General features: G+C 72.0%; 22 protein-coding genes and 1 pseudogene. 9 read left to right on the top strand and 14 right to left on the bottom strand.

The genetic code is table 11. From position 1 onward, the window contains the following. Positions 1 to 80 precede the first annotated feature (80 nt). Entirely contained in the window at positions 81 to 353 is a 273-nt protein-coding gene (locus tag ABZ215_RS15965) for a hypothetical protein (protein ID WP_354711842.1), read from the top strand. A gap of 445 nt (positions 354 to 798) precedes the next feature. Here ABZ215_RS15965 and ABZ215_RS15960 read toward each other — a convergent pair whose 3' ends face one another. Then, positions 799 to 1,992: an MFS transporter gene (locus ABZ215_RS15960; protein WP_020421520.1), complete on the bottom strand. Its 1,194-nt coding sequence runs from the start codon at positions 1,990 to 1,992 to the stop codon at positions 799 to 801. Positions 1,993 to 2,429: 437 nt separating this feature from the next. Between ABZ215_RS15960 and ABZ215_RS15955 the strand changes: the two genes are divergently transcribed. Next, a complete protein-coding gene (locus tag ABZ215_RS15955; RefSeq protein ID WP_020421519.1) occupies positions 2,430 to 3,323 on the top strand; it encodes an SDR family oxidoreductase in 894 nt (297 codons plus the stop codon). A 3-nt stretch (positions 3,324 to 3,326) separates the two neighbouring features. On the opposite strand, the gene ABZ215_RS15950 is transcribed toward ABZ215_RS15955, so the two are convergent. Beyond that, complete coding sequence (locus tag ABZ215_RS15950; protein ID WP_020421518.1) at positions 3,327 to 5,114, bottom strand: AMP-dependent synthetase/ligase; 1,788 nt, start codon at positions 5,112 to 5,114, stop codon at positions 3,327 to 3,329. Between the two features lie 132 nt (positions 5,115 to 5,246). Between ABZ215_RS15950 and ABZ215_RS15945 the strand changes: the two genes are divergently transcribed. Then, a complete protein-coding gene (locus tag ABZ215_RS15945) occupies positions 5,247 to 6,413 on the top strand; it encodes an aminotransferase class V-fold PLP-dependent enzyme (protein ID WP_354950104.1) in 1,167 nt (388 codons plus the stop codon). A gap of 368 nt (positions 6,414 to 6,781) precedes the next feature. Here the strand turns inward: ABZ215_RS15945 and ABZ215_RS15940 are convergent, their stop codons facing one another. From ABZ215_RS15940 to ABZ215_RS15920, 5 genes are all read right to left on the bottom strand, one after another. Further along, the gene (locus ABZ215_RS15940) at positions 6,782 to 7,378 is read right to left on the bottom strand and encodes a VOC family protein (protein WP_354950103.1); all 597 of its coding nucleotides are present in this window, start codon (positions 7,376 to 7,378) and stop codon (positions 6,782 to 6,784) included. A gap of 137 nt (positions 7,379 to 7,515) precedes the next feature. Further along, positions 7,516 to 8,211, bottom strand: coding sequence for a response regulator transcription factor (locus ABZ215_RS15935; protein WP_354950102.1), 696 nt, complete (start codon positions 8,209 to 8,211; stop codon positions 7,516 to 7,518). Next, positions 8,208 to 9,716 (bottom strand): GAF domain-containing protein, encoded by a 1,509-nt coding sequence (locus ABZ215_RS15930; protein ID WP_354950118.1) that lies wholly within the window; start codon positions 9,714 to 9,716, stop codon positions 8,208 to 8,210. Before ABZ215_RS15930 ends, ABZ215_RS15935 begins: the two co-directional genes overlap by 4 nt. A 19-nt stretch (positions 9,717 to 9,735) precedes the next feature. Next, positions 9,736 to 10,113, bottom strand: a complete 378-nt coding sequence (locus ABZ215_RS15925; RefSeq protein ID WP_027936369.1) for a pyridoxamine 5'-phosphate oxidase family protein — start codon at positions 10,111 to 10,113, stop codon at positions 9,736 to 9,738. A 534-nt stretch (positions 10,114 to 10,647) separates the two neighbouring features. Next, entirely contained in the window at positions 10,648 to 11,466 is an 819-nt protein-coding gene (locus ABZ215_RS15920; protein WP_237338819.1) for an inositol monophosphatase family protein, read from the bottom strand. A gap of 57 nt (positions 11,467 to 11,523) precedes the next feature. On the opposite strand from ABZ215_RS15920, the gene ABZ215_RS15915 reads away from it, so the two are divergent. Continuing rightward, a complete protein-coding gene (locus tag ABZ215_RS15915) occupies positions 11,524 to 12,027 on the top strand; it encodes an FBP domain-containing protein (protein ID WP_354950101.1) in 504 nt (167 codons plus the stop codon). A gap of 389 nt (positions 12,028 to 12,416) precedes the next feature. Here the strand turns inward: ABZ215_RS15915 and ABZ215_RS15910 are convergent, their stop codons facing one another. Beyond that, the gene (locus tag ABZ215_RS15910; protein WP_354950100.1) at positions 12,417 to 15,008 is read right to left on the bottom strand and encodes a bifunctional FO biosynthesis protein CofGH; all 2,592 of its coding nucleotides are present in this window, start codon (positions 15,006 to 15,008) and stop codon (positions 12,417 to 12,419) included. A gap of 146 nt (positions 15,009 to 15,154) precedes the next feature. On the opposite strand from ABZ215_RS15910, the gene ABZ215_RS15905 reads away from it, so the two are divergent. Further along, positions 15,155 to 16,741 (top strand): transposase, encoded by a 1,587-nt coding sequence (locus ABZ215_RS15905; RefSeq protein ID WP_354711846.1) that lies wholly within the window; start codon positions 15,155 to 15,157, stop codon positions 16,739 to 16,741. A 9-nt stretch (positions 16,742 to 16,750) separates the two neighbouring features. Here ABZ215_RS15905 and ABZ215_RS15900 read toward each other — a convergent pair whose 3' ends face one another. Continuing rightward, entirely contained in the window at positions 16,751 to 18,352 is a 1,602-nt protein-coding gene (locus ABZ215_RS15900) for a RecQ family ATP-dependent DNA helicase (RefSeq protein WP_354950099.1), read from the bottom strand. Between the two features lie 50 nt (positions 18,353 to 18,402). On the opposite strand from ABZ215_RS15900, the gene ABZ215_RS15895 reads away from it, so the two are divergent. Further along, the gene (locus tag ABZ215_RS15895; protein WP_354711848.1) at positions 18,403 to 18,924 is read left to right on the top strand and encodes an NUDIX domain-containing protein; all 522 of its coding nucleotides are present in this window, start codon (positions 18,403 to 18,405) and stop codon (positions 18,922 to 18,924) included. A 39-nt stretch (positions 18,925 to 18,963) separates the two neighbouring features. Here ABZ215_RS15895 and ABZ215_RS15890 read toward each other — a convergent pair. Next, a pseudogene (locus ABZ215_RS15890) lies at positions 18,964 to 19,157 on the bottom strand (IS481 family transposase); the annotation flags it as partial. A gap of 155 nt (positions 19,158 to 19,312) precedes the next feature. Then, complete coding sequence (locus ABZ215_RS15885; RefSeq protein ID WP_020423074.1) at positions 19,313 to 19,639, bottom strand: hypothetical protein; 327 nt, start codon at positions 19,637 to 19,639, stop codon at positions 19,313 to 19,315. A gap of 83 nt (positions 19,640 to 19,722) precedes the next feature. Here ABZ215_RS15885 and ABZ215_RS15880 point away from each other — a divergent pair, with 83 nt between their 5' ends. Next, a complete protein-coding gene (locus ABZ215_RS15880) occupies positions 19,723 to 20,127 on the top strand; it encodes a four-helix bundle copper-binding protein (protein WP_354950098.1) in 405 nt (134 codons plus the stop codon). On the opposite strand, the gene ABZ215_RS15875 is transcribed toward ABZ215_RS15880, so the two are convergent. The 3 genes from ABZ215_RS15875 to ABZ215_RS15865 are packed head-to-tail and all read right to left on the bottom strand — an operon-like array spanning position 20,119 to position 23,325. After that, on the bottom strand, positions 20,119 to 21,645 hold the full coding sequence (locus ABZ215_RS15875; protein WP_354950097.1) for a glycoside hydrolase family 13 protein: 1,527 nt from the start codon (positions 21,643 to 21,645) through the stop codon (positions 20,119 to 20,121). The two genes, ABZ215_RS15880 and ABZ215_RS15875, sit on opposite strands and share 9 nt — an antisense overlap. Beyond that, positions 21,642 to 22,082 carry a hypothetical protein gene (locus ABZ215_RS15870; protein WP_354950096.1) on the bottom strand — a complete coding sequence of 147 codons (441 nt, stop codon included), beginning with the start codon at positions 22,080 to 22,082 and terminating at the stop codon, positions 21,642 to 21,644. Before ABZ215_RS15870 ends, ABZ215_RS15875 begins: the two co-directional genes overlap by 4 nt. Positions 22,083 to 22,119: 37 nt before the next feature. Then, the gene (locus tag ABZ215_RS15865; protein WP_354950095.1) at positions 22,120 to 23,325 is read right to left on the bottom strand and encodes a site-2 protease family protein; all 1,206 of its coding nucleotides are present in this window, start codon (positions 23,323 to 23,325) and stop codon (positions 22,120 to 22,122) included. Positions 23,326 to 23,473: 148 nt separating this feature from the next. Here ABZ215_RS15865 and ABZ215_RS15860 point away from each other — a divergent pair, with 148 nt between their 5' ends. Both ABZ215_RS15860 and ABZ215_RS15855 read left to right on the top strand, forming a co-directional pair. Continuing rightward, the gene (locus ABZ215_RS15860) at positions 23,474 to 23,863 is read left to right on the top strand and encodes a hypothetical protein (RefSeq protein ID WP_020423069.1); all 390 of its coding nucleotides are present in this window, start codon (positions 23,474 to 23,476) and stop codon (positions 23,861 to 23,863) included. Continuing rightward, positions 23,860 to 25,089: an erythromycin esterase family protein gene (locus tag ABZ215_RS15855; RefSeq protein ID WP_354950094.1), complete on the top strand. Its 1,230-nt coding sequence runs from the start codon at positions 23,860 to 23,862 to the stop codon at positions 25,087 to 25,089. The genes ABZ215_RS15860 and ABZ215_RS15855 overlap by 4 nt, the downstream gene beginning before the upstream one ends. The last annotated feature ends 34 nt before the right edge of the window (positions 25,090 to 25,123 follow it).

The following is a 25,123-nucleotide window of genomic DNA, read 5'->3' as shown; positions in this document are numbered from 1 at the left end:
CCACCCAGACCGCGGTCAGGTCGATCAGGACCCGGCCGCCCGCATTTCGCCGACGTTCTTCCTGCCGCCGGGTCAGTTGAATGTGCGCCGTCGCGCCCACGGTGAGAATCGCGAAGCGCAGCCAATCGAGACCGCTCGGCGGGCTCGCGTTCACGAATGCGACGACCAGCCACGCGACCGCAATCAGTTCGGTGACGAGCAGGAAAACGATGAAACGCTTCGGCCGCCGCCACAATGCCCAATTCCGCGGCAACATGGCGCGGCGCGTGCTCGACGCATCACGCTTTGTGTTCGCCTCCGCCCTCTCGGGCGCGGCTTGGCGGGGTACCGAATTTCGCTCCTCGATGGACTGAACGCCCTCCCTGAGGTCCGGATCGCCGTGGAGTGTAGGCGATCGCCGACGCGCGTGGTGCGGAGGCATCGGCTCACCTTCCCTCGACATCGCGTACCGCCGCCGGGTAACTTTGCTGTGCCCGGAACGACGCCGGGTACTTTCCATCAACAGGTATCATCTCACCGCACGCGAAGCGTCGCGTACCGCCGCCACGAGCGGCCGCGCGAACGTGACGCGTCCCGGCCACAGGCACCGAATGGAGGTGTTCCTCGTGTCTGACCGCGACTTCTGATCCCCTGGTCTGAATAGCGCTCGTTTTCGTTCCCGTGGGAGAGGTGTTCGTCGTGCGCGACCGCGACTTCTGAGGTGCCCTCGATTTGTGTTTGTTTCCGCCCGAATAACGTGAGGTGAATCGTCGTGCGCGACCGTGACTTCTGATCTTCCGAATGCAGCCGCCGCTGCCGTCAGCCGGTGCGGGTCGCATCGCTGTCCGTGCCGAGCACCCGGCCCCACGCCACCGCGAGGGGTACACCGAGGACCACTCCGGCCGCGCCCGCGATCATGATCGCCGTGGTCGCCGCGCCGGACCACTGCGCGAGCACGCCGCCGAGCGCGACCCCGACCCCCTGCGCGACCCGCAGGCCGGTCCGGTACAGCCCGCCCGCGCCACCGCGGAGCTCGTTGGGCACCCACGTGATGAACGTGGCCCCGACGGTGATGATGTACGCGCCCGTCGCGCCGGCCAGCGCGAGGACGACCAGGGCGAGCACCAGGTCCGGGCGCAGCCCGAACGCGAGCAGCAGTGCCGTCGGCACGACCGCGAGCACGCCGACCGTGCGGCGGCGGGCCGAGGCCGAGACGTAGCGGGACAGGACGAACACGCCCAGCGCGAACCCCAGCGGGTCCGCGGCCAGCAGCCACCCGACGGCCTGGTCGGGGGCGCCGATCTCGCGCGCCAGCGGGGCGGCCAGGCCTGCCGGCACCATGGCGAGCCCGACCAGCCAGGACAGGCCGAGCAGCACGCGCAGCCTGCGCTGGGAGGCGACCCAGCTGATGGCGCCGAACCAGGAGCCGTCGCCGTCGCCCGCGGCCGGGCGCGGGCGCACCCAGTGGTGCAGGGCCACCGCGCTGATCGCGAACGTCAGCGCGTCCAGGGCCAGCGCCAGCGACGGGCCCGCGGCGGTGACGATCACGCCGCCCAGCGCGAGCCCGGCCAGCATCGTGGTGTTCGTGGTGATGCCGCGGATGTCCTGGCTGCGCAGGTACAGCTCGTCGTCGGTGAAGATCTCGCGGGTCAGGGCGTTCTGCGCGGCGTTGGACGGCGCGCCGGCCAGCCGCGCGAGCATGACCAGCACGCACAACCACACCACCGGCATGCCCGGCACGGCCATGATCGCGATGAAGAACGCCTGCAGCGCCGCGGTGACCACGAGGATCGTGCGGCGCGGGTAGCGGTCGGCCAGCTGGGCCAGCCCGAGGCCGCCTGCCAGCGCGGGCAGGAAGGTGAGGGCGTAGGCGACCGCGGACCACAGCGCCGAGCCGGTGCGGTGGTAGACGGTGAGGGCCAGCGCGACCGTGGTCAGCTGGTCCCCGAGCACCGACTGGGCCTCGGCCAGCCACACGGTGCGGAACTCGCGGTTGGCGAGCGCCGCACCCATGGATGGGCGAGTCGTGGTCTTCACACCTCTCCCCACTTCCCCCTCGTCGGGTGGCTGCCTGCGCTCACTGACTCTGTCGCTGCCCGCCCGGTTCCTGTGACGCCGATCACCGAAGTGACACATTCCGCAACAATCAGTATGCCGCTCACTACACGCAGGCGAACAGTCACAGCGCGACCGTATCTCCTCATTGGGCCCATACGGTCGTAGACCTTCTAACCTTCGGGTTACGACGAACGGTGGAAGTTTCCCTGCCGCGTGACCCGTGGTGCGGTAAGCCCGGCCGATCAGACGTCACTCGTTCAGCGCAGTGGACGGACCGTTCGTCGGCGCGCGGTCACCGTTGGGCAGTTTCGGCGCGAAGACTGGAACCACAGGCCAGGGAGACAGCCGAGGACGGGCTGGAGCTCGGGGACTGGCCGGTGGGGAGAGAACCGATGAGCATGCTGATGCAGGACCGGGCCGTCGTGGTGACCGGCGCCGGCCGTGGCCTCGGCGAGGCCTTCGCGGTGCACCTCGCGCAGGCGGGCGCGGCGGTCGTGGTCAACGACGTCGACGCCGAGCTGGCCGAACGCACCGCGGCGAACATCCGCGCGCACGGCGGGCGGGCGGTGGCCAGCGGGCACAGCGTGGCCGACCCGGCGCAGGCACAGGCGATCGTCGACCTGTGCGTGTCCGAGTTCGGCGCGATCGACGGACTGGTGAACAACGCCGGCCTCAACTACGAGGCGCTGCCCTGGGAGGAGGACCTCGACGAGGTCCGGGAGCTGGTCGAGGTCAACGTCCTCGGCGTGATGTACACCGGGATCGCGGCCGTGAAGGCCATGGTCGCGGCAGGCCGCGGCGGCTCGATCGTCAACATCTCCTCCGGCGCCTCGCTCGGCCAGCGCAAGCTCGGCGTCTACGCGGCGAGTAAAGGAGCGGTGGCGTCGCTCACCTACTCCTGGGCGCTCGATCTGGAGGAATCCGGCATCCGGGTCAACGCCGTCTGCCCGTTGGCCCACACCCGGATGGTCTGGAAGTCGGAGCGCTCGCTGCGCAACTGTCCCCCCGACCGGACGCCGTCCCGCATCGCGCCGGTCGTGCTGTTCCTGCTGAGCGACGAGGCGGAGGGCATCACGGGGCAGCTCGTGCGGTGCAACGGGCCGCAGCTGCACATCGTCGGGCAGCCCTACCTGAAGGCGCCCATCCTCGAACGGCAGACGTGGGACACCGAGACGGTGCGGCAGGCTTTCGACGAGGTGTTCAGCGCCCACCTGGAGCCCTACGGCCTGGAGAAGCGTGTTCCACCGCGCTTGCGCAAGTGGACCACGCCTCTCCGTTCGGCCTAGGGGCTACTGGTCCGCCGTGTACAGGGCGGCGATGTCGTTCGCGTAGCGGTCGTTGATGATCCGGCGCTTCAGCTTGAGCGTCGGGGTGACCTCGCCGCTCTCCGGTGTCCACGGCTTGGCCAGCACCTGGTACTTCTTGATCTGCTCGACGCGGGCCAGCCGCGCGTTCGCCGCCTCGACCGCGCGCTGGATCTCCTCCCGCACGGCCGGGTGCTCGGCCAGCACCACCGGGTCGCTGCCCTCGATGCCCTGCTGCGCGGCCCACGCCGGCAGGAACTCGTCGTCGACCACGATCAGCGCGGTCACGTACGGCTTGTCGTTGCCGATCGCGACCGCCTGGCCGATCAGCGGGTGCTCCTTGAGCAGCCCCTCGATGCGGGTCGGCGCGATGTTCTTGCCGCCCGAGGTGATGATCAGCTCCTTCTTGCGGTCGGTGATCGTGACGAAACCGTCGGCGTCGATCGTCCCGATGTCACCGGTGTGGAACCAGCCGTCCTCGTCCAGCGCGGAGGCGATCGAGCCGTCCTCCTGCAGGTAGCCCATGAACACCAGGGGCCCGCGCACCAGCAGCTCGCCGTCGGCGTCGACCTTGATCTCGGTGTCGGCCAGCGCGCGGCCCACGCTGCCGGCGCGAAACGCCTTCGCCGAGTTCGACGTGATCGCGCCGGAGGTCTCCGACAGGCCCCACACCTCGTGGATCTCCACACCCAGCCCGGCGAGGAAGTACAGCACCTCGACCGGCAGCGCGGCCGCGCCGCTCGAGCAGAAGTGCAGCTTGTCGAACCCGAGCAGCGCGCGCACCGGGGCCAGCACCGTGCGGTCGGCTTCGGCGATCTTCTCGGCGAGGTCGGCGGGCACCTCCTGGCCGGCGTTGCGCAGCTTGTAGCCCTGCTGCAGCAGGTCGCTGGCGGAGAGCAGCGCTTCGCGCCTGTCCTCGGGCAGGCTGGGCAGCATCGCCTTGAGCCCAGCGGCGATCTTCTCCCACACCCGCGGCACGCCGAAGAAGCCCTGCGGGTGGACCCGGCCGAGCGCGCCGGCGACCTGCGTCGGATCGGCGAGCGTGTGCACGTGGCCGGCGTAGACGATCGGCATGTAGATCGAGATCTCCCGCTCGGCGATGTGCGCGAGCGGCAGGTACGCGATGTTCGACAGGTGCATCGGCGACTCGTGCAGCGCGTGCACGGCGTAGGCCTCGAAGATCACGTTGTGGTGGGACAGCACCACGCCCTTCGGGTCGCCGGTGGTGCCCGACGTGTAGATCATCGCGATCGGGTCCTCCGGGCGCAGGTCCGCCCAGCTGTCCTCGAACGCCTGCGGGTCGGCCTGGTGCAGTTCGGCGCCGCGGGCGCGCAGCTCGGCGAGGCTGACGAACCGCTCGTCGCCTGCGGGGACGGCGTCCGCGTCGATCATCACGATGCGGCGCAGCGCGGGCAGCTCGTGCAGGACCTGCTGCCAGCGCTTGAGCTCGTCGGTGCCCTGGAGCACCACGATCGGGGTGCCGCTGTGGCGGGCGACGTAGGAGATCTGCTCCGGGCTCAGCGTCGCATACGCGGTGCACGAGATGGCGCCAAGGTGCGTGGCGGCGAGGTCGGCGATCAGGTGGTCCGGGGTGCTCGGCGCCATGATCAGCATCCGCTCACCGCGGCGCAGGCCGAGGTCGGCCAGGCCGCGGGAGACCGCGGCGATCTCGTCGCGGAACGCCGACCAGGTCAGCGTCGGGCGGTCCGGGTCGTCCAGCGACGTGAGCGCCGGCAGGTCGCCGTACTCCGCGGCGTTGCGACGGAGGAGCATGGGAATGGTCAAGCCCTCGGCCTGCTCAGCGACGGACGGTTGGCTGGTCAACTGCGACCTCCTCGTGATCAGCTGGCGGAGACACCACCCTATGTGACCGCCAACACAGGGCGATAGAGAGAAAGGGACACGATGTCGCTGCGAGACGAAGCGGCCGAACTCGACGCGCTGGACCCGCTGGCGGGCAAGCGGGCGGAGTTCGATCTCGACCCGGACGTGTCCTATCTGGACGGGAATTCACTGGGCGCCCCGCCGCGCGGGGTCGCGCCGCGGCTCGCGGAGGTGGTCGGCGAGCAGTGGGCCGGGCGGCTGATCCGGTCCTGGGACGAAGGCTGGTGGGACGCGCCGGAGCGGATCGGCGACCGCATCGCGCCGCTGATCGGGGCGGGGCCGGGCCAGGTGGTGGTCGGCGACTCGACGACGGTGAACCTGTTCAAGGCGGTGGTCGCGGCGGCGCGGCTGAACCCGGGACGGCCGGAGATCCTGGTCGACGCGGGCACTTTCCCCACGGACGGCTACATCGCCGAAAGCGCGGCGCGCATGACCGGTCACTCCGTGCGGCGGGTGCCGGTCGGGACGCTGGCGTCGGAGGTCGGTCCGCGGACGGCCGTGGTGCTGGTCAACCACGTCGACTACGTGACGGGGGAGCTGCACGACCTGCCGGGCATCACGGCGGCGGTGCACGCGGCCGGCGCGGTCGTGGTGTGGGACCTGTGCCATTCGGTGGGGGCGGTGCCGGTGCCGCTGGATGCCGCCGGTGTCGACCTGGCGGTGGGGTGCACGTACAAGTTCCTCAACGGCGGGCCCGGGGCGCCGGCGTTCCTTTATGTGGCACGGAAGTGGCTCGACGACTTCGACCAGCCGCTGACCGGGTGGGCCGGGCATGCGGATCCGTTCGGCATGACTCCGGACTATGCCGGGCGGGCGGGAATCAGCCGCGGCCGCACCGGGACGCCGGACATCCTGTCGATGCTGGCGCTGGACGCCGCGCTGGACGTGTGGCGCGACGTGACGATCGACCAGGTCCGCGCGAAGGGGCTCGCGCTGGGGGACTTCTTCCTGCGGTGCCTGGACTCGCTGGTGCCGGGCGCGCGTGTGGTGACGCCGCGGTCGCACGCGCGGGGGAACCAGGTGTCGGTCGCGTGGCCGGACGCCAAGGGAGCGATGGGGAAGCTGATCGCGCGCGGGGTCATCGGGGACTTCCGGCCGCCCGAAGTGCTGCGGTTCGGGTTGGCCGGGTTGTACGTGCGGTACGCGGATGTGCTGCGGGCGGCGGAGGAGTTGAGTGGGTTGCGGTAGGGGTTTGGGGTTGTCTGGGTGGTGGGGTTCTGCGCGGCGGGTGGTTGGTGGGGTGCCCAGTCGTGCGGGGTTGAATGGGCTTTTCAACGAGGTGCGAGGTGCGGTTGTGATGGGCAGCGGCGGTTGAAAGGTCATTTCAACCGCCGCGAGTGCGGTTGGGGCGGGGTGCGGCGGGAAGGCGGCTCGGCATCGCAGCTGAGACAGTGCGGCAAGCCAGCGTGGCAGTGCCGCGCGGCAGCACGGTGAGGCAGCGTGGCGCGCAGGTGGGTCGGCACCGCAGCAAGGCAGTCCGGCGAGGCTGGCCGCGGCGAGGTAGTGCGGACAAGCCAGCGCGGCGCCGAAGCGTTAGTCCCGCCCCTGCCAGGTCGTCACACACGCTTCGTTCCCTCGGCGTCGGCCAGTACCCAGAATGCCGGGGCGGCCTCGGCGGATCGGAGGACGCCCCCGGCGGCCAGCGCGCCTTCGATCCGGCGCTGCGCCTCGTCGTGCGGCACGGACACGTCGATGTGGATCCGGTTGCGCTGGGGGCGCGGGGCGTCCATTTGTTGGAACCAGATCGACGGCCCCTGACCCCGCGGGTCGACCACCTCGGGCGGCCGCGGGCCGTCGACGTAGTCCATCACCGCCCGCCAGAACGGCGCGATCCGCGAAGCGTCGAGCGTGTCGATCGCGATTTCCAGCACCTGCGCGTCCCCCGGCGACGGCTCGTGTCCCAGCTCCCGCACCAGCTCGGAGATGCGCCGGGCCAGGTCGATCTCCCTCGCGGTCACCGGGGCGAGCACCAGCCGCACGCGACCCGGCCGGATGTCCACCGCGACCTCGTCCGCCACCGACAGCACCCGCTGCGCCACAACCCCCGCGTCTCGCGCCGACGGCACCGCCACCGCGGTCGACAAACCCGTCAGCACGTACCGCCAGCCGGCGTCGTGCACCGCGTCCGAGATCTCCGCCCCAGTGAGCCCCATCCGGCGCAACCTACCCCCACCGTCCACAACAGACAATAGTTGGCCGGAGCAGCGGGAGGGGTGGGAGGCCGCTGCTCCGGCCGGTTATCTCAGCTCGCGGCGACCGGCGCGGCCGAGAATCTTCTGTTTTGACCTCTTCACCTTCGCCGATCACGAGCGCCGCGAACAGGGTCCAATGGCCCTGTTTGCCGACGGGAAATGTCACGCCGCCGGGTGGCGTACACGGCGGCTTCGGTGCGCCGCTCGAAGCCGAGTTTGTGCAGCACCGACGACACGTAGTTCTTGACCGTCTTCTCGCCCAGGTGCAGGTGCTCCCCGATCTGCCGGTTGGTCAGCCCGTCCGCGATCAGCTCCAGCACCCGCCGCTCCTGCGGGCTGAGCTGCGCGTACCCCGGATCCCCCTGGCCCTCGCCGCGCATCCGGTTCAGCACCTTGGCGGTCAGCTCCGGGTCCAGCAAGGACGCGCCCGCCGCCACCCGCCGCACCGCGTCCACCAGGTTCATCCCGGACACCTGCTTCAGCAGATATCCCGCGGCACCAGCCATGATCGCCCCGAACAGCGCCTCGTCGTCCGAGTACGACGTCAGCATCAGGCACGCCGGCGCCGGATCCACCGACGACCGGATCTCCCGGCACACCCCGATCCCCTCGCCGTCCGGCAGGCGCACGTCGAGGATCGCCACGTCCGGTGTGAGCTGCGGAATCCGGTGCAGGGCCTCGGCGACGGTGCTCGCCTCACCGACCACCCGGATGTCGCCTTCGGACTCCAGCACGGTCCGCAAACCCGTCCGCACCAGCTCGTGGTCGTCGAGCACGAACACCGAGACCGTCATCGCACCCTCCCCGCGCCGTTGAGCTCGGCCGTCCACACGAGCTTCGTCCCGCGCTCGCCACTCCGGCCGACCGAACAACTGCCACGCCACCGCGCCGCCCGCTCGCCCAAGTTGACCAGCCCGCTGCGCCGCCCGGGCTCGTCCGGAATTCCGACACCGTCGTCGGTGACGGTCAGCGTCAGCGACCGGCCGGCCACGTCCACCGCCACCTCCACCGACACCGCGTCCGCCTTCGCGTGGCGGGCGACGTTCGACAACGCTTCCCGCACCGTCGCCGTGAGATCGGCGCGCACCGGGGCAGGCACCGCCGAATCGACCGGGCCGGTGAACCCGAGCCGGGGGGTGAACCCCAGCGCGGGCGTGCAGTCCTGCGCCAGCCGCAGCAGCTCCGCGCGCACACCTTCGGCGGCCTCGTCGGGCTGGGTCAGCGAGAAGATGCTGTTGCGGATCTCGCGGATGGTGCGGTCCAGCTCCTGCACGAAACCGGTCAGCCGGTCCGCGACCTCGGGCTGCGTGACGAGCGGCCGCAGCGCCTCCAGCCCCAGCCCGGTCGCGAACAGCCGCTGGATGACCAGGTCGTGCAGGTCGCGGGCGATGCGGTCGCGTTCGGTGAACACAGCGAGCCGCTGCCGGTCCTCCTCGGCGCGGGCGAACTCCATCGCCAGCGCCGCGTGCCCGGCGAACGTGCGGGCCAGCCCGACCTCGTCGTCGGTGAACGGCGCGGCGCCGCCGAACTTCGCGACCAGCAGCACGCCCAGGGTCTCCCCGCCGACGACCAACGGCACGGCGACCGCCGAGTCCAGCCCGGTGATCTGATCCGGCATCCGGATGTTGACCTTGGCCTGCTCCTTGGCGGCGTAGCGGCCGTAGTTGCGCACGACCACCGCTTCACCGGAGCGGAACGCCGCACCGCTCGCCGTGCCGTCGACCGGCACCGTCAACCCGGCCAGGCCGGGCGGGGCGTCCTCACCCGCGGCGACGACCTCGAACACCAGCGTGCCGGGGTCGTCCTCGCGCGGGACGGCGACCGCGGCGGCCGTGGCGCCCGCGACCGCCCGGGCGTGCTCGGCGATCAGGCGCAGCGTGCGCTGCGGGTCCTCGCCGGTCAGCAGGGCCGCGGTGACCTCGTGCGAGGCCTCCAGCCAGCGCTCGCGGCTGCGCGTCCGCTCGTACAGGGTGGCATTGTCGATGGCCATGCCGGCCGCGGCGACGAGCGTGACGACGGCTTCCCGGTCGGCGCCGGTGAACCCGCCCTCCTTGCCGGTGAGCCGCAGCTCGCCGAACCGCCCGCCACGCGCGTGCAGCGGCATCGTCAGCGACGAGCCGGGCGCGGCCGGGTCGCCGGTGCGCACGGGCGCGGCGTCCGGAACCTGGATCACGGCGTGCGCGGCGCCGGTGAGACCGCACGCGCTGGTGACGATCTTGGACAGGATCTCGGGCAGGCTGAGGTCAGCCGCGACCCCGACGACGGCCTCGACAAGTCCGCGAACGCCCGGTCCGATCACCACTGCCCTTCCGGCAGCCCTACCCCACGAGCCGCCGACCCGAGACTACTTCCAGCGGGATGCGGATCCAACGGTCATCGGCGGTGCTCGCCGGCCACGCCCTGGCGCGTTCGCGGGTGGCCCGGGCCCGGCCGAGCACCGTCACCCACCAGCCGGACCCGAGGTCCGGGGCGAAGGCGTCCGCCTCGAACGCGACCACCCCGTCGTGCGCCGCGACGAACAGCGGACTGGCGGCCGGCGCGCCGAAGTTGACCGCGTCGTCCGCCAGCACGAACCGGACCGGCTGGACGGCGGGCAGACCGCGCGTGGTGAACACGACGCGCCCGATCCCGGCGGTGGCGAGCAGCTCCAGGCATTGCTCCCGCCCCAGCACTTCCAGTCCGAACGGATCGAGCATCGGAGCGACCGGTCTTTCGCGCGCGGGGAACGTCACGGCCACCACGATCACCCCGGCCGGTGGTGGCCGGTAGGGCCATTGGACCCGGGGGATCGGGAGCGGCTGGGGATGGTCGCGGCGGCCGGTTGGGCTGGCGGTGGGGCTGGCGGTGGGGGAGGACCCGGTGGCGGTGCGGGGCGAGCGGTGGGTGGGCGCGGGTTGTGGCGGCGGTGTTGGCGCGGCGGTGGGTGGGGACGGGGTTGTGGTGGCGGTGCGGGGGTGGGCGCGGGTTGTGGCGGCGATGCCGGCGCGGCGGTGGGTGAGGGCGGGGTTGTGGTGGGGGTGCGGGGCGCGCGGTGGGTGGGCGCGGGTTGTGGTGGCGGTGCGGGGCCAGCGGTGGCTGGGCGCGGGTTGTGGCGGCGATGCCGGAGCGGCAGTGGGTGAACACCGGGTTGTTCACAGGGGCTGGGCGCGGGTTGCGGCGGCACTCCGGACCCCGCGGCGGGTGAGGCCTGGGTTGTTCACCGGCGGTGGCCGCGGGTGTGCGGATCCGGCTCAGCCGAGGACGGTCGCGGCGAGGTCGTCGGCCAGGGCGCGGCTCGCGGCGGCGATTCCGGACCAGCGGCGCGTCAGGTCCGGGTCGATCTCCAGCGGGCGGCCGCGCACGTCGATCACCGCGCCGCCGGCCGCGGGCACCGTGACCATCGCCGTCGCGAGGTCGACCAGCCGGTGGGTGTCCGAGCCCGGGTCGCAGAACGCGTCGACCGAGCCTTCGGCGACCAGCGCGCACTCCAGCACCGTGGTGGACAGGATCCGCACGCGCTGGGCCTTGTCCGCGACGCGCATCCAGGCTTCGGCGTTGCGCTTGTGCGGGCGGAGCAGGTTGACCGTCGCGCCGGTGAGCGTGGTGCGGCCGGTGGTGCGGAACGGGACCGGCTCGCCGGCGCGGGCGTGCCAGGCGCGGCCGGTGTCCAGCCACACGGTGAGCGCCTCGGTCGCCTGGCCGTCGACCGCGACCGTGCCGCCGAAGCAACTCAGCGGCACCCCGTTGGCGGCGTTGTTGGAGCCGTCGACCGGGTCGACGACGAGCGTCACCGCGGAGCCGTTGTCGACGAAACCGACCTCTTCGCTGAGCAGGTTGACGCGGTGCCGGTCCGCCTCCTCGGCGATCGCGGCCTCGACGATCTCGTCCACGCGCATGGTCGGGGTGCCGTCCGCGCCGTCGGCGACCTTTTCGGCCAGCTCCGCGCGGGTGTGCCTGCGGCGGGCGTCCCCGTAGGCGGCGCTGGCGGCGCGGGCCATCGCGGCGAGTGCGGGGTGGACGTTCTCGGGAAGTCCCGGGGCGGGCACCGGCCACGCGATTTTCGTGCTCATCACAGTCGATCCTAAATGACTTGCCCGCTCGCGGCGTTGCGACGGATCATTCCGGCCGTGCAACCCCTTGACGAGAACCGCATCCGCAAGTCGTTCGTGAACTGCTCGAAGGGGGAAGCGCAACGGCTGGCGCTGCCGCCAGGACTGTCCGGGCTCGACTGGTCCGAAGTGGACTTCCTCGGCTGGCGGGACCCGCGTGCGGCGCAGAACGCCTACCTCGTGGCGCCCTACGGGGACGAGGTGGTCGGAGTCGCGCTGCGGGCCGCGGCGAAGCACCGGAGCTCCCTGAAGTCCTCGCTGTGCGCCTTCTGCGGCACGATCCACGCGGCGACGGACGTGTCGTTGTTCGCCGCGCGGCGGGTCGGCGCGGCGGGGAAGCAGGGCAACACCGTCGGGACGTACGTGTGCGCCGACCTGGCCTGCGGGCTGTACCTGCGGGGCAAGCGCCGCCCGGCGGTGCACAACCCGGTGGAACGCGCGCCGCTGGCGGAGCGGGTGGAGCGGATGCTCGCCAACGTGGCGCGCTTCCTGGACGAGGTGACCACGGACAACGTCGGCTGACGCCGCGCTTGGCTCGCCGCCCGGAGGGGTGAACCACCGCGGGTGTGGAACCTCTGACACGAGTGGGGAACGCGCCACGCGCGGAGGGCCGACTCGGTGGCTGGAGGGGTGGACTCGGCGGCCGGCTGATCGGTGCCCGTGAAGGCGACAAGGCGCCCGGAGAGGCGAATCAGCCGGACGCGGGACACAGATGGCGAACTGGGCGCGCTGAGTGGCGAACGCGCCGTCCGGTGGGCGAATGCGCGGTCGAGGGCGAACCCGCGCCAACTGGCGAACACGCCGCGCGGAGGGGCGTACGCGGTGGCGGGAGGGTGGACTCGACGCAGCGGGTGGAGGGGCGAACCCGGAGCGGCGAACACGGCCGTGTTCGCCGCCCCGGGCGCCGGCTCTCAGCTGACGATCGGCAGTGACAGCGGCCGTCGGACGGCCTGGGCGACTCCGTCGGAGGCCAGTGCCGCCGCCACGCGGTCCGGCGACGGGCGGCCGTACGTGGTCGTGCGCTGGACCAGTGGGCGTCCGATCGGCGCGACCATCTTCTCCAGCTCGCTGATCGTCTTGTACGAGCCGTTGTCCGCGCCCGCCATGCGGCTGATCGTCTCCTCCATCAGCGTGCCGCCGAGGTCGTTCACGCCGCCGTTCAACACGTCCCGGCAGGTGTCCTCGCCCAGCTTCACCCACGAGCACTGGATGTTGTCGATCAGGCCGTGCAGCAGGATCCGCGCCAGCGCGTGCACCGCCCGGTTCTCGCGCTTCGTCGGGCCAGGGCGGGACAGCCCCGCCAGATAAATCGGTGCGTTCTGGTGGATGAACGGCAGCAGCACGAACTCGGTGAACCCGCGCCGCCCGGTCTTCTCCAGCGCCCGCCGCTGCAGGTCGGCGATCAGCTTGATGTGCCCGACCCAGTGGGCGGGCGTGTCGACGTGCCCGTACATCATCGTCGAGGTCGTCGGGATCCCCAGCTCGTGCGCCGTGGACACCACCTCGATCCAGCTCGACGTCGGCAGCTTGCCCTTGGTGAGCACCCACCGCACGTCGTCGTCCAGGATCTCCGCCGCCGTGCCCGGCAGGGAGTCCACACCGGACTCGTGCGCGCGCGTCAGCCAGTCCCGGATGGACATGTTCGTCCGGGACGCGCCGTTCACGACCTCCATCGGGCTGTAGGAGTGCAGGTGGATGTCCGGCTGCCGCCGCTTCACCTCGGCCGCCAGGTCGAAGTACGCCGTGCCGGGCATGTCCGGGTGGATGCCGCCCTGCATGCAGATCTCCGTCGCCCCGGCCTCCCACGCCTGATCGACGCGGTCGCCGACCTGCGACAGCGACAGCGTGTAGGCGTCGGCGTCCGTGCGACGCTGCGCGAACGCGCAGAACCGGCAGCCGGTGTAGCAGACGTTGGTGAAGTTGATGTTCCGCGTGACCACGAACGTGACGTCGTCGCCGTTGACGTCCCGGCGCAGCCCGTCCGCCAGCGAGGCGAGCGCCTCCAGCTCGGCGCCGTCCGCGTGCAACAACGCGAGAGCGTCCGCATCGGACAGACCGGCCGGGTCGCGTTCCGCGCGGCGCAACGCTTCCGCGATGTCGGTGTCCATCCGGCGCGGCGCGGTCGGAACCTGCGAAGCGAGTTCATTCCAGTCGCCGTACACGGAGTCGAAGTCGCTGCGCCGGTCCTCGGTGCGGCCGGTGGTGTCGACCTCGACGTGCAGGTCGGTGCGCCCGGTGCCGGCCTGGTCCTGCCAGCCGCCGTCCGGCTCCTGCCACGGGCGGCCCTCCAGGACCGCGTCCTCCCGCGCCAGGCCGGTCTCCGGATCGGCCAGCGCGGCGACGTGCCCGGCGACGCGCGGATCCAGCCACGGCTCACCGGCGAGCAGGTACTCGGGGTAGATCGTCAGCCGCTCGCGCAGCGTGTAACCGGCCTTCTCGGTCTGCCGGGCCAGCTCGTCGATCTGCGGCCAGGCGCGCTCGGGGTTGACGTGGTCGGGCGTGAGCGGCGAAACCCCGCCCCAGTCGTCGATCCCGGCGCGCACCATGAGGTCGTACTGGCTGCCGATCAGGTTCGGCGGCGCCTGGATGCGCATCTTCGGGCCGAACACGAGCCGCGCGACGGCGATCGTCGCGGCCAGCTCCTGCAGGTCGGCGTCCGGCGTGGCGCGCATCTTGGTGTCCGGCTTGGCGCGGAAGTTCTGCACGATGACTTCCTGGATGCCGCCGTACTGGCGCGCCACCTTGCGGATCGCGAACAGGGCGTCCGCGCGCTCTTCGTAGTTCTCGCCGATGCCGATCAGGATGCCGGTGGTGAACGGCACGGACGTCCGGCCGGCGTCCTCCAGCACCCGCAGCCGCACTGCCGGGTCCTTGTCCGGCGAGCCGTAGTGCGGGCCGCCGCGCTCGCTCCACAGCCGGGTCGCGGTGGTCTCCAGCATCATGCCCATCGACGGCGCGACCGGCTTGAGGCGCTGCAGGTCCTGCCAGGTCATGACGCCGGGGTTGAGGTGCGGCAGCAGACCGGTCTGCTCCAGCACCAGGATCGCCATCGCGCGCACGTAGGACAGCGTGTCGTCGTAGCCGTGCGCGTCCAGCCACTCGCGGGCCTGCTTCCAGCGGTCCTCGGGGCGGTCGCCGAGGGTGAACAGGGCTTCCTTGCAGCCCATCGCGGCGCCCTGCCGCGCGATCTCCAGCACCTCGTCCGGCGACAGGAACGGGGCGTCCAGTTTGCCCGGAACCGTCGCGAAAGTGCAGTACCCGCAGCGGTCGCGGCACAGCCGGGTGAGCGGGATGAACACCTTGCGGCTGTAGGTGATGACGCCTTCGCGGCCGGCTTCGGCCAGTCCGGCGTCGCGGATGCGGGAGGCGTGCTCGGACAGCGTTTCGAGGTCTTCGTCGCGCGCGTGCAACAGCACGGTCGCCTCGGTGATGTCGAGGGTCTTGCCGTCGCGGGCACGGGCCAGCGCGCGGCGCATCGCGGAGGCGGTGGGAGCGGATGCCATACCGGAAACGCTAGGACCGGCCCGCCCGCGGTGCCAGGACCAGACCGCGCAAGATCGGCCACACCGGGTGGCGGGAACCCTGTTTCCGCTGCTCACCACGGCCGTGGTCGTTGCGCCGCGGCCGGTGCGGGCGTATTACCTAAAGTGTGGCTTCGGTGATCGGCAAGCGGGTCGGCGGCAAGACCTACTACTACCTCGCGCACACCGGGCGGGTGAACGGCGCGCCGCGGATCACGTCGCAGCGTTATCTCGGCACCGCCGAAGACATCGCAGCAGCTCTGGACGGTGCAGCCGGTTCACCCGACGGTACGCGGCACTTGGCTTTCGGTGACGTCGCCGCCGTCTGGTCCACCCTGGAGCGGCTCCAGGTGCGCTCGGCGATCGACGACGTGCTCGGCTCGCGCAAGGCGAAAGTGTCGATCGGGACGTACTTCGCGTTGTCGGTGCTGCACCGCGCGACCGCGCCGGGCACGGATCTGGCGCAGTGGTGGGCGGACAGCGCGGCGAGCCGGTTCGTGCGGCCACGGATCGCCGCGGCCGCCGTGCAGGACGACGAGTTCTGGCGCGCCACGCGGCGGCTGACGCGGGCGCAGCTGGAGCGGATCGAGGAGGCGGTGTCCGCGCGCGTGCGGGAACACCTGCCGGAGCCGATCCTGCTCGCGGTGGACGTGCCGAACTTCGCGACCTACGCGGAATCGGAAACCGCGGCGGCCTCCCCGGCCGGGTTGAGCACGGTGGTCACGCGGGACGGCGCGATCCCGCTGGCGTCGAGCGTGTACCGGCGGGAGGGCGCGGTCCCGTTCGGGGTGTCGGCCGACCGGCTGGCGTCGCGGGTGGCCGGCCCGGTGACGCTGGTGTTCGAGACGGGCCAGCACGCGCAGCTCGACCTCGACGACGGCAGGCACTTCGTCGGCGCGTTGCCGCTGGGCGACTACCCCGAGCTGCTGGCGCGCCCGGCGTCGGCGCGCCGGTCGGTCGGCCCGGACCGCTTCGCCGGGGTGACGGCCCTCGACACGCACGCCGTGGTGTCCGGCACGACCCGGCGGGTGGTGCTCACGCACTCGGCGAAGCTGCACGCCGCGCAGGCGCGGGGGTTCGCCCAGGCGTTGAGCAGCGCCACACGGCAGCTCGACGGTCTCGCCCTGGCGCTGGCGGCGGGCACCAACCGACGGCCCCGCGAGCAGGTGCTGACCGAGATCGCGCGGATCACCCGGGTGCGGTGGGTCGACCGCGTGCTGTCCACGCGGCTGACCGGCACGCGCCCGGCCGAGCTGCGGCTGGAGTGGCGGGTCGACGAGAACGCCCGGTCGCGCCTGGACGAGGAGTACTTCGGCAAGCAGCTGCTCGTGACCGACCACGACTGGCCGGTCGCCGACGTGATCACCGCGTACCGGGCGCGCTACCACCTGGACTCGACGTTCCGGCAGCTCAACGGCCCGTTCGTGGCCGCGTCCGCGCCGCGGCGGCACTGGACCGAGCACCGGATCGCGGTGCACTCGCTGGTGAGCGTGCTGGCGACGGCGGTGACGCACGTGATGCGGCAGGAGGCCGACCGGGCCGGGCTGGACCTGTCCGTGCGTGAGCTGCTGGACCTGCTGTCCCGCATCGGGGAGACGGTGCTGCGGTACCCGTCGACCGGCGGCCGTCCGCGCACCCGGCGGCTGCTGACCTGCCGGGACGCGGTGCAGCAGAAGCTGTTCGACCTGTTCGGCCTGGACGCCTACGCGCCCTGAGCCGGGGACTCACTCCTCGGTCAGCAGGTGCTTCTCGCGGACCGCGGGCAGCGACAGCGAGCGGTAGCCGGCCTTGTCGAACAGCACGGTGACCTTCTCGGCCTCCCGGCGTACGACCTGGCCGGTGCCCCACTCCGCGTGGCGCACCGACGCGCCCGGCTGGAACTCGCCGTCGGACGGGGTCAGCTCGGCCGCCGTGCCCGCGTCGCAGGTGTCGCAGAACCCGCACGGTTCGTCCAGCGTCTCGCCGAAGTAGCCGAGCAGGAACTGGCGTCGGCACGCGGACGTCTCGGCGTACTCGCGCATCACCTCGACGCGGGACCGGTCGAGCTTCTTGCGCTGCTCGGACACCTCGGCGGCGCGCTCGGTCGCCTCCTCCGGGTCGGTGTCGGCGTAGCTGAACTTCCCCTGCCCGGTCTCCTCGACCAGGCCGGTCTGCTCCAGCAGGTTCAGGTTGTTCATCGCCCGGCGGTGCGACTGGTCCACCTCGCCGTCGATCTCCTGCGGGCTGGCCGGGCCGTCCTGCTCGCGCAGGGACTCGGCGAGCTCGGCGATGCCCTCGTCGTCGAAGCGCCGCGCGGTGAGGAACTTCTGCAGGCTCAGGTCCTCCGGCCGGTAGAACAGCAGCGCGTCGGCGCGCTCGCCGTCCCGGCCGGCGCGGCCGATCTGCTGGTAGTACGAGTCGACCGACTCGGGCACCGACGCGTGCACGACGAACCGCACGTTCGGCTTGTCGATGCCCATGCCGAACGCCGACGTGGCGACGACGACGTCCACCCGGTCGGCGAGGAAGTCTTCGTGCACGCGTTTGCGGTCGGCCGCCTTCATCCCGGCGTGGTAGGCCACCGCGCCCAGTTCCTCGGCGTAGCGTTCGCTGTCCTTGCGCGTCGCGGCGTACACGAGGCCGGGCTTCTCCGCGTCCCGCACCCACTTCAGCAGGGCGGCGCGCTTGTCCTCCTCGGTGGTGGCGCGGTGCACCGCGAGGTGGAGGTTCGGCCGGTCGAACCCGGACACCACGCGCACCGGGTCGCGCAGGCCGAGGTGGGAGACGATGTCGTCCCGCACCGGCCCGCCCGCGGTCGCGGTCAGCGCCAGCACGCGCGGGTGCCCGAGCCGCTCGATGGCGTGCCCGAGCCGGAGGTAGTCCGGCCGGAAGTCGTGGCCCCACGCGGACACGCAGTGCGCCTCGTCGACGACGAACAGGCTCGGCCGGATCTCGTCGAGCTGCTCCAGCACCTCGTCCTTGGCCAGCTGCTCCGGCGCGAGGAACAGGTACTCGGCGTCGCCGCGGGTGACCGCGTCCCAGGCCTTGTTCGTGGTGCGCGCGGGCTGCGCGGAGTTGACCGCGACCGCGTCCGGGGCGTCGCTGTCCTCGATCTGCCCCACCTGGTCCCGCTGCAACGCGGTCAGCGGCGACACGACGAGCGTCGGCCCGTCCATCAGCAGCGCGGGGATCTGGTAGATCGCGGACTTGCCGGACCCGGTCGGCATGACGGCGAGCACGTCGTGCCCGTCGAGCAGGGCTGCCATCGCGGTCAGCTGGTCGTCGCGCAGTTCCGCCCAGCCGAAGGTGTCGCGTGCGGTCCGGCGGAGTTCGTCGTGTCTGGACACCGGCGGGGTGTTCCCCCATCCGTGGGGCGGAAACGTCGTAGGCTGCGGGCATGCTGGAGGCCTACACCGCACGGGACGAGACCGAGAACGCCGATGTGGCGCGGATCCAGGAGGTGCTGGCCACCGCGGCGGACCCGTTCTCGCGGGAGATTCCCTTGCACGTCACCGGTTCCGCCGTGATCGTGCACCCGGAGAGCCGCCGCGTGCTGCTGCGGTGGCACCAGCGTCAGCAGGCGTGGCTGCAGGTCGGCGGGCACGGCGACCCGGGTGAGACGGACCCGCTGGTGATCGCGCTGCGCGAAGGGCGCGAGGAGACCGGGCTGACCGATCTGCGGCCGTGGCCGACCGCGGACCTGCTGCACGCGGTGGTCGTCCCGGTGCCCGCGAAGGGCGCCGAGCCCGCGCACGAACACGCGGACCTGCGGTACGTGCTGGCGACCGGGCAGCCGGAAGCGGCGCGGCCGGAGAAGCCGGACGCGCCGCTGAAGTGGCTCCCGCTCGACGAAGCGATCGACGCCGTCTCGGAGGACAACCTGCGCGAGACGCTGCGCCGCGTTCAGGAGCGGCTCTAGGTGTGTTTTTGGTCAGGTTGGTTCGGGGGTGTGGCCGCCGATGCCGATGTCGTGTTCGGCGAACCAGGCGTGGGCGCGGCGCAGGTGATGGCTTTCTCGTCGGGCAGGGTTTCGGTGCAGGCCAGGCGGGAGTGGTCGTCGGGGATGCGGCCGAGCTTTGCGACATCGACGTGGATCAGCTCGCCCCGGCGGTCGCCTTGGTAGCGGCGGATCGGCTCGCCGGTGGCCCGATCACACGGTGGGGGTCAATGGCGCGTTCCGGTGCGCCATCGAGGACCTCCTGGTGATCGGCGTTGTTGCCGCAAGCCACACCGAACCCGGAGGCCTCACCCCTGTCAAGACCGTCCTCAGCGTGTCAGCCAGTCACCAACGTCCCCGGACAGCGGATCTAGGAACGTCCCCGGTGCGGGGTCTGGTCGGCGACGCCGTGGCGCAGCGGGGTGTTCGGCTCGGCCGCCGTCTGCTGCTTGGCGGGTGAGCCGCCGGCGTGGCCGGTCACCTCGGGGATCTTGGTGTGCTCGCCGTGCGACGGCTCGGCGCCCTCGTGGAGCTGGCGCTTGCGCACGCGCATCAGCTCCAGCACCGGCAGCCGGTTGGCGTGCTTCAGCTCGTAGGACATCAGCTGGTCGAGCTGCTCCTCGTCGAGCGACCGGATGCGGTGCTGCAGCGAGGCCAGTGGCAGCTCGTCGTACTCGGGCAGCGGTAGTTCGGACATGTGCCAAGGCCTACCCGGGCGGCGGCCGGGCAAACGGTTGGACCCGGCCGGGCCGGGTATGCGCCGGGGGAGAGGAGGACGTCATGACCAACGCCCTGCGCATGGTGCAGACCCACCCCGCCGGCCTCGGCGGCCTCGACCCGGAGGCCATCGCCGCGTGCCTGCAGGAGTGCGTGTCCTGCGCCCAGACCTGCACGGCCTGTGCCGACGCCTGCCTGTCCGAACCGGATCCGGCCCCGATGGTGCGGTGCATCAAGCTCGACCAGGACTGCGCCGCCGTGTGCGCCGCGACCGCGCAGGTGCTGTCCCGCCGCGGCGACCCCGCCGGGATCGTCTCCGAGCTGCTCGCGCTGTGCGAGAAGGCCTGCCGGGCGTGCGCCGAGGAGTGCGAGAAGCACGCCGGGCACCACGAGCACTGCGCGGTGTGCGCCGAGGCCTGCCGCAGCTGCGAGGACGCCTGCCAGCAGCTGCGCCAGCACCTAGGCTGACAGCCACACGGCGGAGTCGGGGGCGAGTTCGTCCGCCGGTTCGGCGCTGGCCAGCAGGATCTTCCGGTGCGGCGGCAGCGCGATCGGCTCCGAGCCGAGGTTGACCACGCACACCACCCCCGGCTCGCGCCGGAACGCCAGCACGTCCGGCGCACTGTCCAACCACGACAGTTCCCCGTCCCCGAGTGCGGGGTGTTCCTTGCGGATCCGCAGCGCGTCCCGGTAGAGGCACAGCGTGGAGCCCGGGTCGTCCTCCTGCGCGGTGACCGTCTTCGCGGCCCAGTGCGGGGGCTGCGGCAGCCACGGCGTGCCGGCCGAGAACCCGAACGGCGGCGCCGAGCCGGACCACGGCAGCGGCACGCGGCAGCCGTCGCGGCCGCGCTTGGTGTGCCCGGACCGCTCCCACGTCGGGTCCTGCAGCACCTCCTCCGGCAGGTCTTCGACCTCCTCCAGCCCCAGCTCCTCGCCCTGGTAGAGGTACGCGCCGCCGGGCAGCGCGAGCATCAGCAGCAACGCGGCCCGCGCCCGCGGCAGCCCGCCGCCGTACCGGGTGACGTGCCGTTTGACGTCGTGGTTGGACAGCACCCAGGTGGCAGGCGCGCCCACCGCGGCGAGCGCGGCGATGCTGGAGTCGATCACCGACCGCAGCTTCCCCGCGTCCCACGGGCAGCGCAGGAAGTCGAAGTTGAACGCGGTGTGCAGCTCGTCCGGCCGCACGTACCGGGCCAGCCGCTGAGGGCTGTCCACCCACGCTTCGGCCACGAAGATCCGGTCGTCGCCGTAGTGGCGGGCGAGCTCGCGCCAGGACCGGAAGATCTCGTGCACGCCGGGCCGGTCCCAGTGCGGGTGGTCGCTGCGGTCCGGCGGCTCGACCAGGCCCTCGTGGTCCAGGCCGAGGTCGGGCAGCGCCGGGTCCTTGACCATGCCGTGCGCGACGTCGATGCGGAACCCGTCCACCCCGCGGTCGAGCCAGAACCGCAGGACGTCCAGGAACTCCGCGCGCACCTCCGGGTGGTCCCAGTTCAGGTCCGGTTGCGTGCTGTCGAACAGGTGCAGGTACCACTGGCCGTCGCCGGCCCGGCTCCACGCGGACCCGCCGAAGACGCTGCGCCAGTCGTTGGGCTCGTCGCGGAACACGTACCGCTCCCGCTCCGGCGAGCCGCGCCCGGCGGCCAGCGCGGCCTGGAACCACGGGTGCCGGTCGCTGGTGTGGTTGGGCACGATGTCGACGATGATCCGCAGGCCGTGCCGGTGCGCCTCGGCGATCAGGGCCTCGGCGTCGGCGAGCGTGCCGAACACCGGGTCGATGTCGCGGTAGTCGGCCACGTCGTAGCCGCCGTCGGCCATCGGCGACGGGTACCACGGGGTGATCCAGAGCGCGTCCACGCCGAGGCCGGACAGGTAGGGGAGTTTCGCGCGGAGGCCGGCCAGGTCCCCGACACCGTCGCCGGTGCCGTCCGCGAAGCTGCGGATGTAGACCTGGTAGATGACGGCGTCCCGCCACCACTGGCCGCTCACGTCTGCGGCAGGTCGTGGACCCAGGACACCAGGTGGATCAGCGCGTCGATCTGCCCGCACGGATCCGGGTCCCCCGCGATGAACTCCAGCTGCGCCGCCAGCCCCGCGCTGTCCTGGTTGAGCTCGGCGAGCACGGCGCGCAGGACGGCCCGCAGCGCCGGCTGGAGGTCGTCGATCGGGACGGCCTCGTCGGTCTCGTCGGACAGCGCGATGGTGAACAGGTCCGCGCCCTCCGGTGCGGCGCGGGCCCGCACTTCGCGGGCGATCACCGTGACCAGCTCCGCGCACAGGGGCCGGAGCAGGCCGGCGTCCGGCGCGTCGGCGCCGATCATCCTGGGCAGCACGCGGGACACGGAGTCCAGGTCTTCCCGGTCGAGGCCGTCCACGAGCTGATCGGCCAGGCGCCGCACGTCTCGCTGGGTGTTTTCGTGGCTCATCGGAAGCGAGGATTCCCCTGCCCGGAGGTGCCGAAACTCACGGCCAGCGCTGGGCGGCCGGACGACCCAGCGGCGGGCTGGACGGGCTGCGCGCGACCGCGACGTCCGCGCCGCCGTGCCAGTCCACGCCGAGACCGCGCAGCGTCACCGCGCGGCTGATGTCGGACGGCGACACGATCCCGACGAGCCGGTCGGCGTCGAACACCAGGGCCCGGCCGTCGGCGCACCCGGACATCCGCGGCAGCAACGCCAGCAGCGGCTCGTCCGGGGTGGCGCGCGGGATTTCCGTTGGCGGGCAGGCGATTTCTCCGAGCAGGGTGTTCGGGCGCTGCTCCGGCGGGACGGCCCGCATGCGGGTCAGCGTCACCAGCCCGGCGAACCGGCCGACCGGGTCGACGAGCGGGTAGGCCGAGTGCTGGCGCAGCATGGCGTTGTCCCGCAGGAAGGTCGCCACGGTGGTGGCGGCGGGCGCGGTGGCCGGGCGCATGGTCATCACGTCCCGCACCCGCATCGCGGCGAGGCTGGTGCCGAGTTCGGCGTCGCGTTCCTCGGCCAGCGCCAGGTTGACGATGAACAGGCCGACCAGCAACGGCCACACGCCGAGCCCGATCGGCCCGCGGAGCAGGGTCGCCACGCCGAGTGCGCACACGGCGAAGCCGAGGACGCGGGCGGCGCGTGCGCTGCCGAGCGTGGCGCGGTGCCGGTCGTTCCACGCCGCCCACAGGATCGACCGCAGCACGCGGCAACCGTCCAGTGGCGCCACCGGGATCAGGTTGAACACACCCAGCACGAGGTTCAGCACCGCGAGGTAGCCGAGCACCGCGCCGGACAGCGAATCGCCGATCGGCGACGTCATCCAGGTGGCGAAGCCGAAGATCGCCGCCAGCAGCAGGCTCATCAGCGGCCCGGCGAACGCCACGCGGAACTCCACGCCGGGCGACCGCGGTTCGCCGCGCAGCCGCGTGACGCCGCCGAGCGACCACAGGGTCACCTCGCGGACCTCGAGTCCCGATCGCCGCGCGACGAGTGCGTGCGGGAGTTCGTGGGCGCACAGCGACACCACGAACAGCGCGGCGGTGATCAGGCTCGCCACGATGTAGGCGAACACCCCCTGCACCGGCGCGAGCGGCGCCCACTGGGTGAACGGCAGTGCCACGACCAGCACCCCGGCCATCGCGAAGACACTCCAATGCAGACCCACCCGGATGCCTTCGAACCGGCCCAGCCACACGGTCGTCGCCATCGCCCACTCCCCTCTCGCGCGTAAGTCCCCGTGACACCTCTACCCGCGTTGATCCTCCGTTGAACGTTTCGCCCGGCACGGTTTGGTTTCGGCGCGGAACGGGAAAGCTGAACCAGTACGACCGGCGTCAGACAGGGGACCGGCGAAGATGGACGTGTCACGGAACAGCGAGGTGGCGGCCAGCTGCGGCGGGCTGGCGGAACAGGCCCAGCTGGCGACGCGCGGCTTGTACCACCGCGCCTCCGGGGTGGGCGGCGAAACCGGCATCGACGGCGCCGCGGAGATCTACCAGGTGCTCGGATCGCTCAAGTTGCTCTCCCAGAACGTCGCGCGCAGCCTGCCCGAACTGGGCACGTGGCTGGAACGGCAGCTGTGGCTGGGGAACCTGGACGTGCCGGGTGATCAGGGCGGGTACGAAACGCTGATCACGTCGGTCTTCGACGCCACGGCCGCGCTGGCCAGGGCGCAGGAGGTCACGGTGCGGCTGTGCCAGGAGCTCGCCACCGCGCAGGCCGCGGCCAAGGAGCTCTCGTATTGACCCCGCGCGAGGACGCCATCGGGCTGCGCCGGGTGGAGGACCTCGACCCGCTGATCGACCGCATCGGCGACGCGCGTTTCGTCCTGCTGGGGGAGGCCTCGCACGGCACCGCCGACTTCTACCGGTGGCGCGCGGAGATCACCAAGCGGCTGATCGTGGAGCGGGGCTTTTCGTTCGTCGCCGTGGAGGGCGACTGGCCGGACTGCCACCGCGTGCACTGCTGCGTGGCCGGCGGGCGCGGTGATCCGGAGGCGGTGCTGTCCGGTTTCGACCGGTGGCCGCGCTGGATGTGGGCCAACGACGACGTGGTGGAATTCGCCCGGTGGCTGACGGCGTACAACGCGGCGCGGTTCGGCGACCGCCCGGTGGGTTTCCATGGTCTGGACGTCTACAGCCTGTGGGATTCGCTGCGGGAGATCCTGGGGTACCTGCGCGAGCACCAGCCGGGCCAGGTGGAGACGGCGCTTTCCGCGATGCGCTGCTTCGAGCCGTTCGCCGAGGACCCGCACGACTACGCGTACTCGACGCGGCTCGTGCCGGAAAACTGCGAAAGCGACGTGCTGCGGCTGCTCGCTTCGCTGCGGGAGACCGGCGACGTGCCCGGCTTGGACGCCGGTTTCGTGGCGCGGCAGAACGCCGAGGTGGTCGCCGGGGCGGAGCGCTACTACCGGACGATGGTCCGCGGTGACGTCGAATCGTGGAACGTGCGGGACGAGCACATGACCGACACGCTCGACCGGCTGCTGGAGGCGTACGGCCCGTCGGCGAAGGCCGTGGTGTGGGCGCACAACACGCACATCGGCGACGCGCGGGCGACGGACATGGCCGCGGCCGGGATGCTGAACGTGGGGCAGCTGGTGCGGGAACGCCACCCCGGCGAGTCGTTCACGGTGGGCTTCGGCACGCACCGGGGCACGGTGATGGCCGGCTCGCGGTGGGGCGCGCCCCCGGAGGACATGCCGGTGCCGCCCGCACGGGAGGACAGCCTGGAGTCGATGCTGCACGCGGCCGTCCCCGACGCCGATTCGCTCTTCCTGCTCGACGAGGTGGGCGAGTGGGCCTCGCAAGTGCGGGGACACCGAGCGGTCGGCGTGGTGTACGACCCGCGATTGGAGTGGCGGGGGAATTACGTGCCGACGATGCTTCCGCGCCGGTACGACGCGTTCTTGTTCTGTGATTTCTCCAGCGCCGTGGTGCCTCTGCACGCCCCGGTAGGGGTTTCTTAGGATTCCCATCCGCACGCCGGCAACGCAAAGGAAC

It is taken from the genome of Amycolatopsis sp. NPDC006131, assembly GCF_040614175.1.
Classification (GTDB): Bacteria; Actinomycetota; Actinomycetes; order Mycobacteriales; family Pseudonocardiaceae; genus Amycolatopsis_E; species Amycolatopsis_E tucumanensis.
This window is presented reverse-complemented; position numbering and strand designations above follow the sequence as displayed.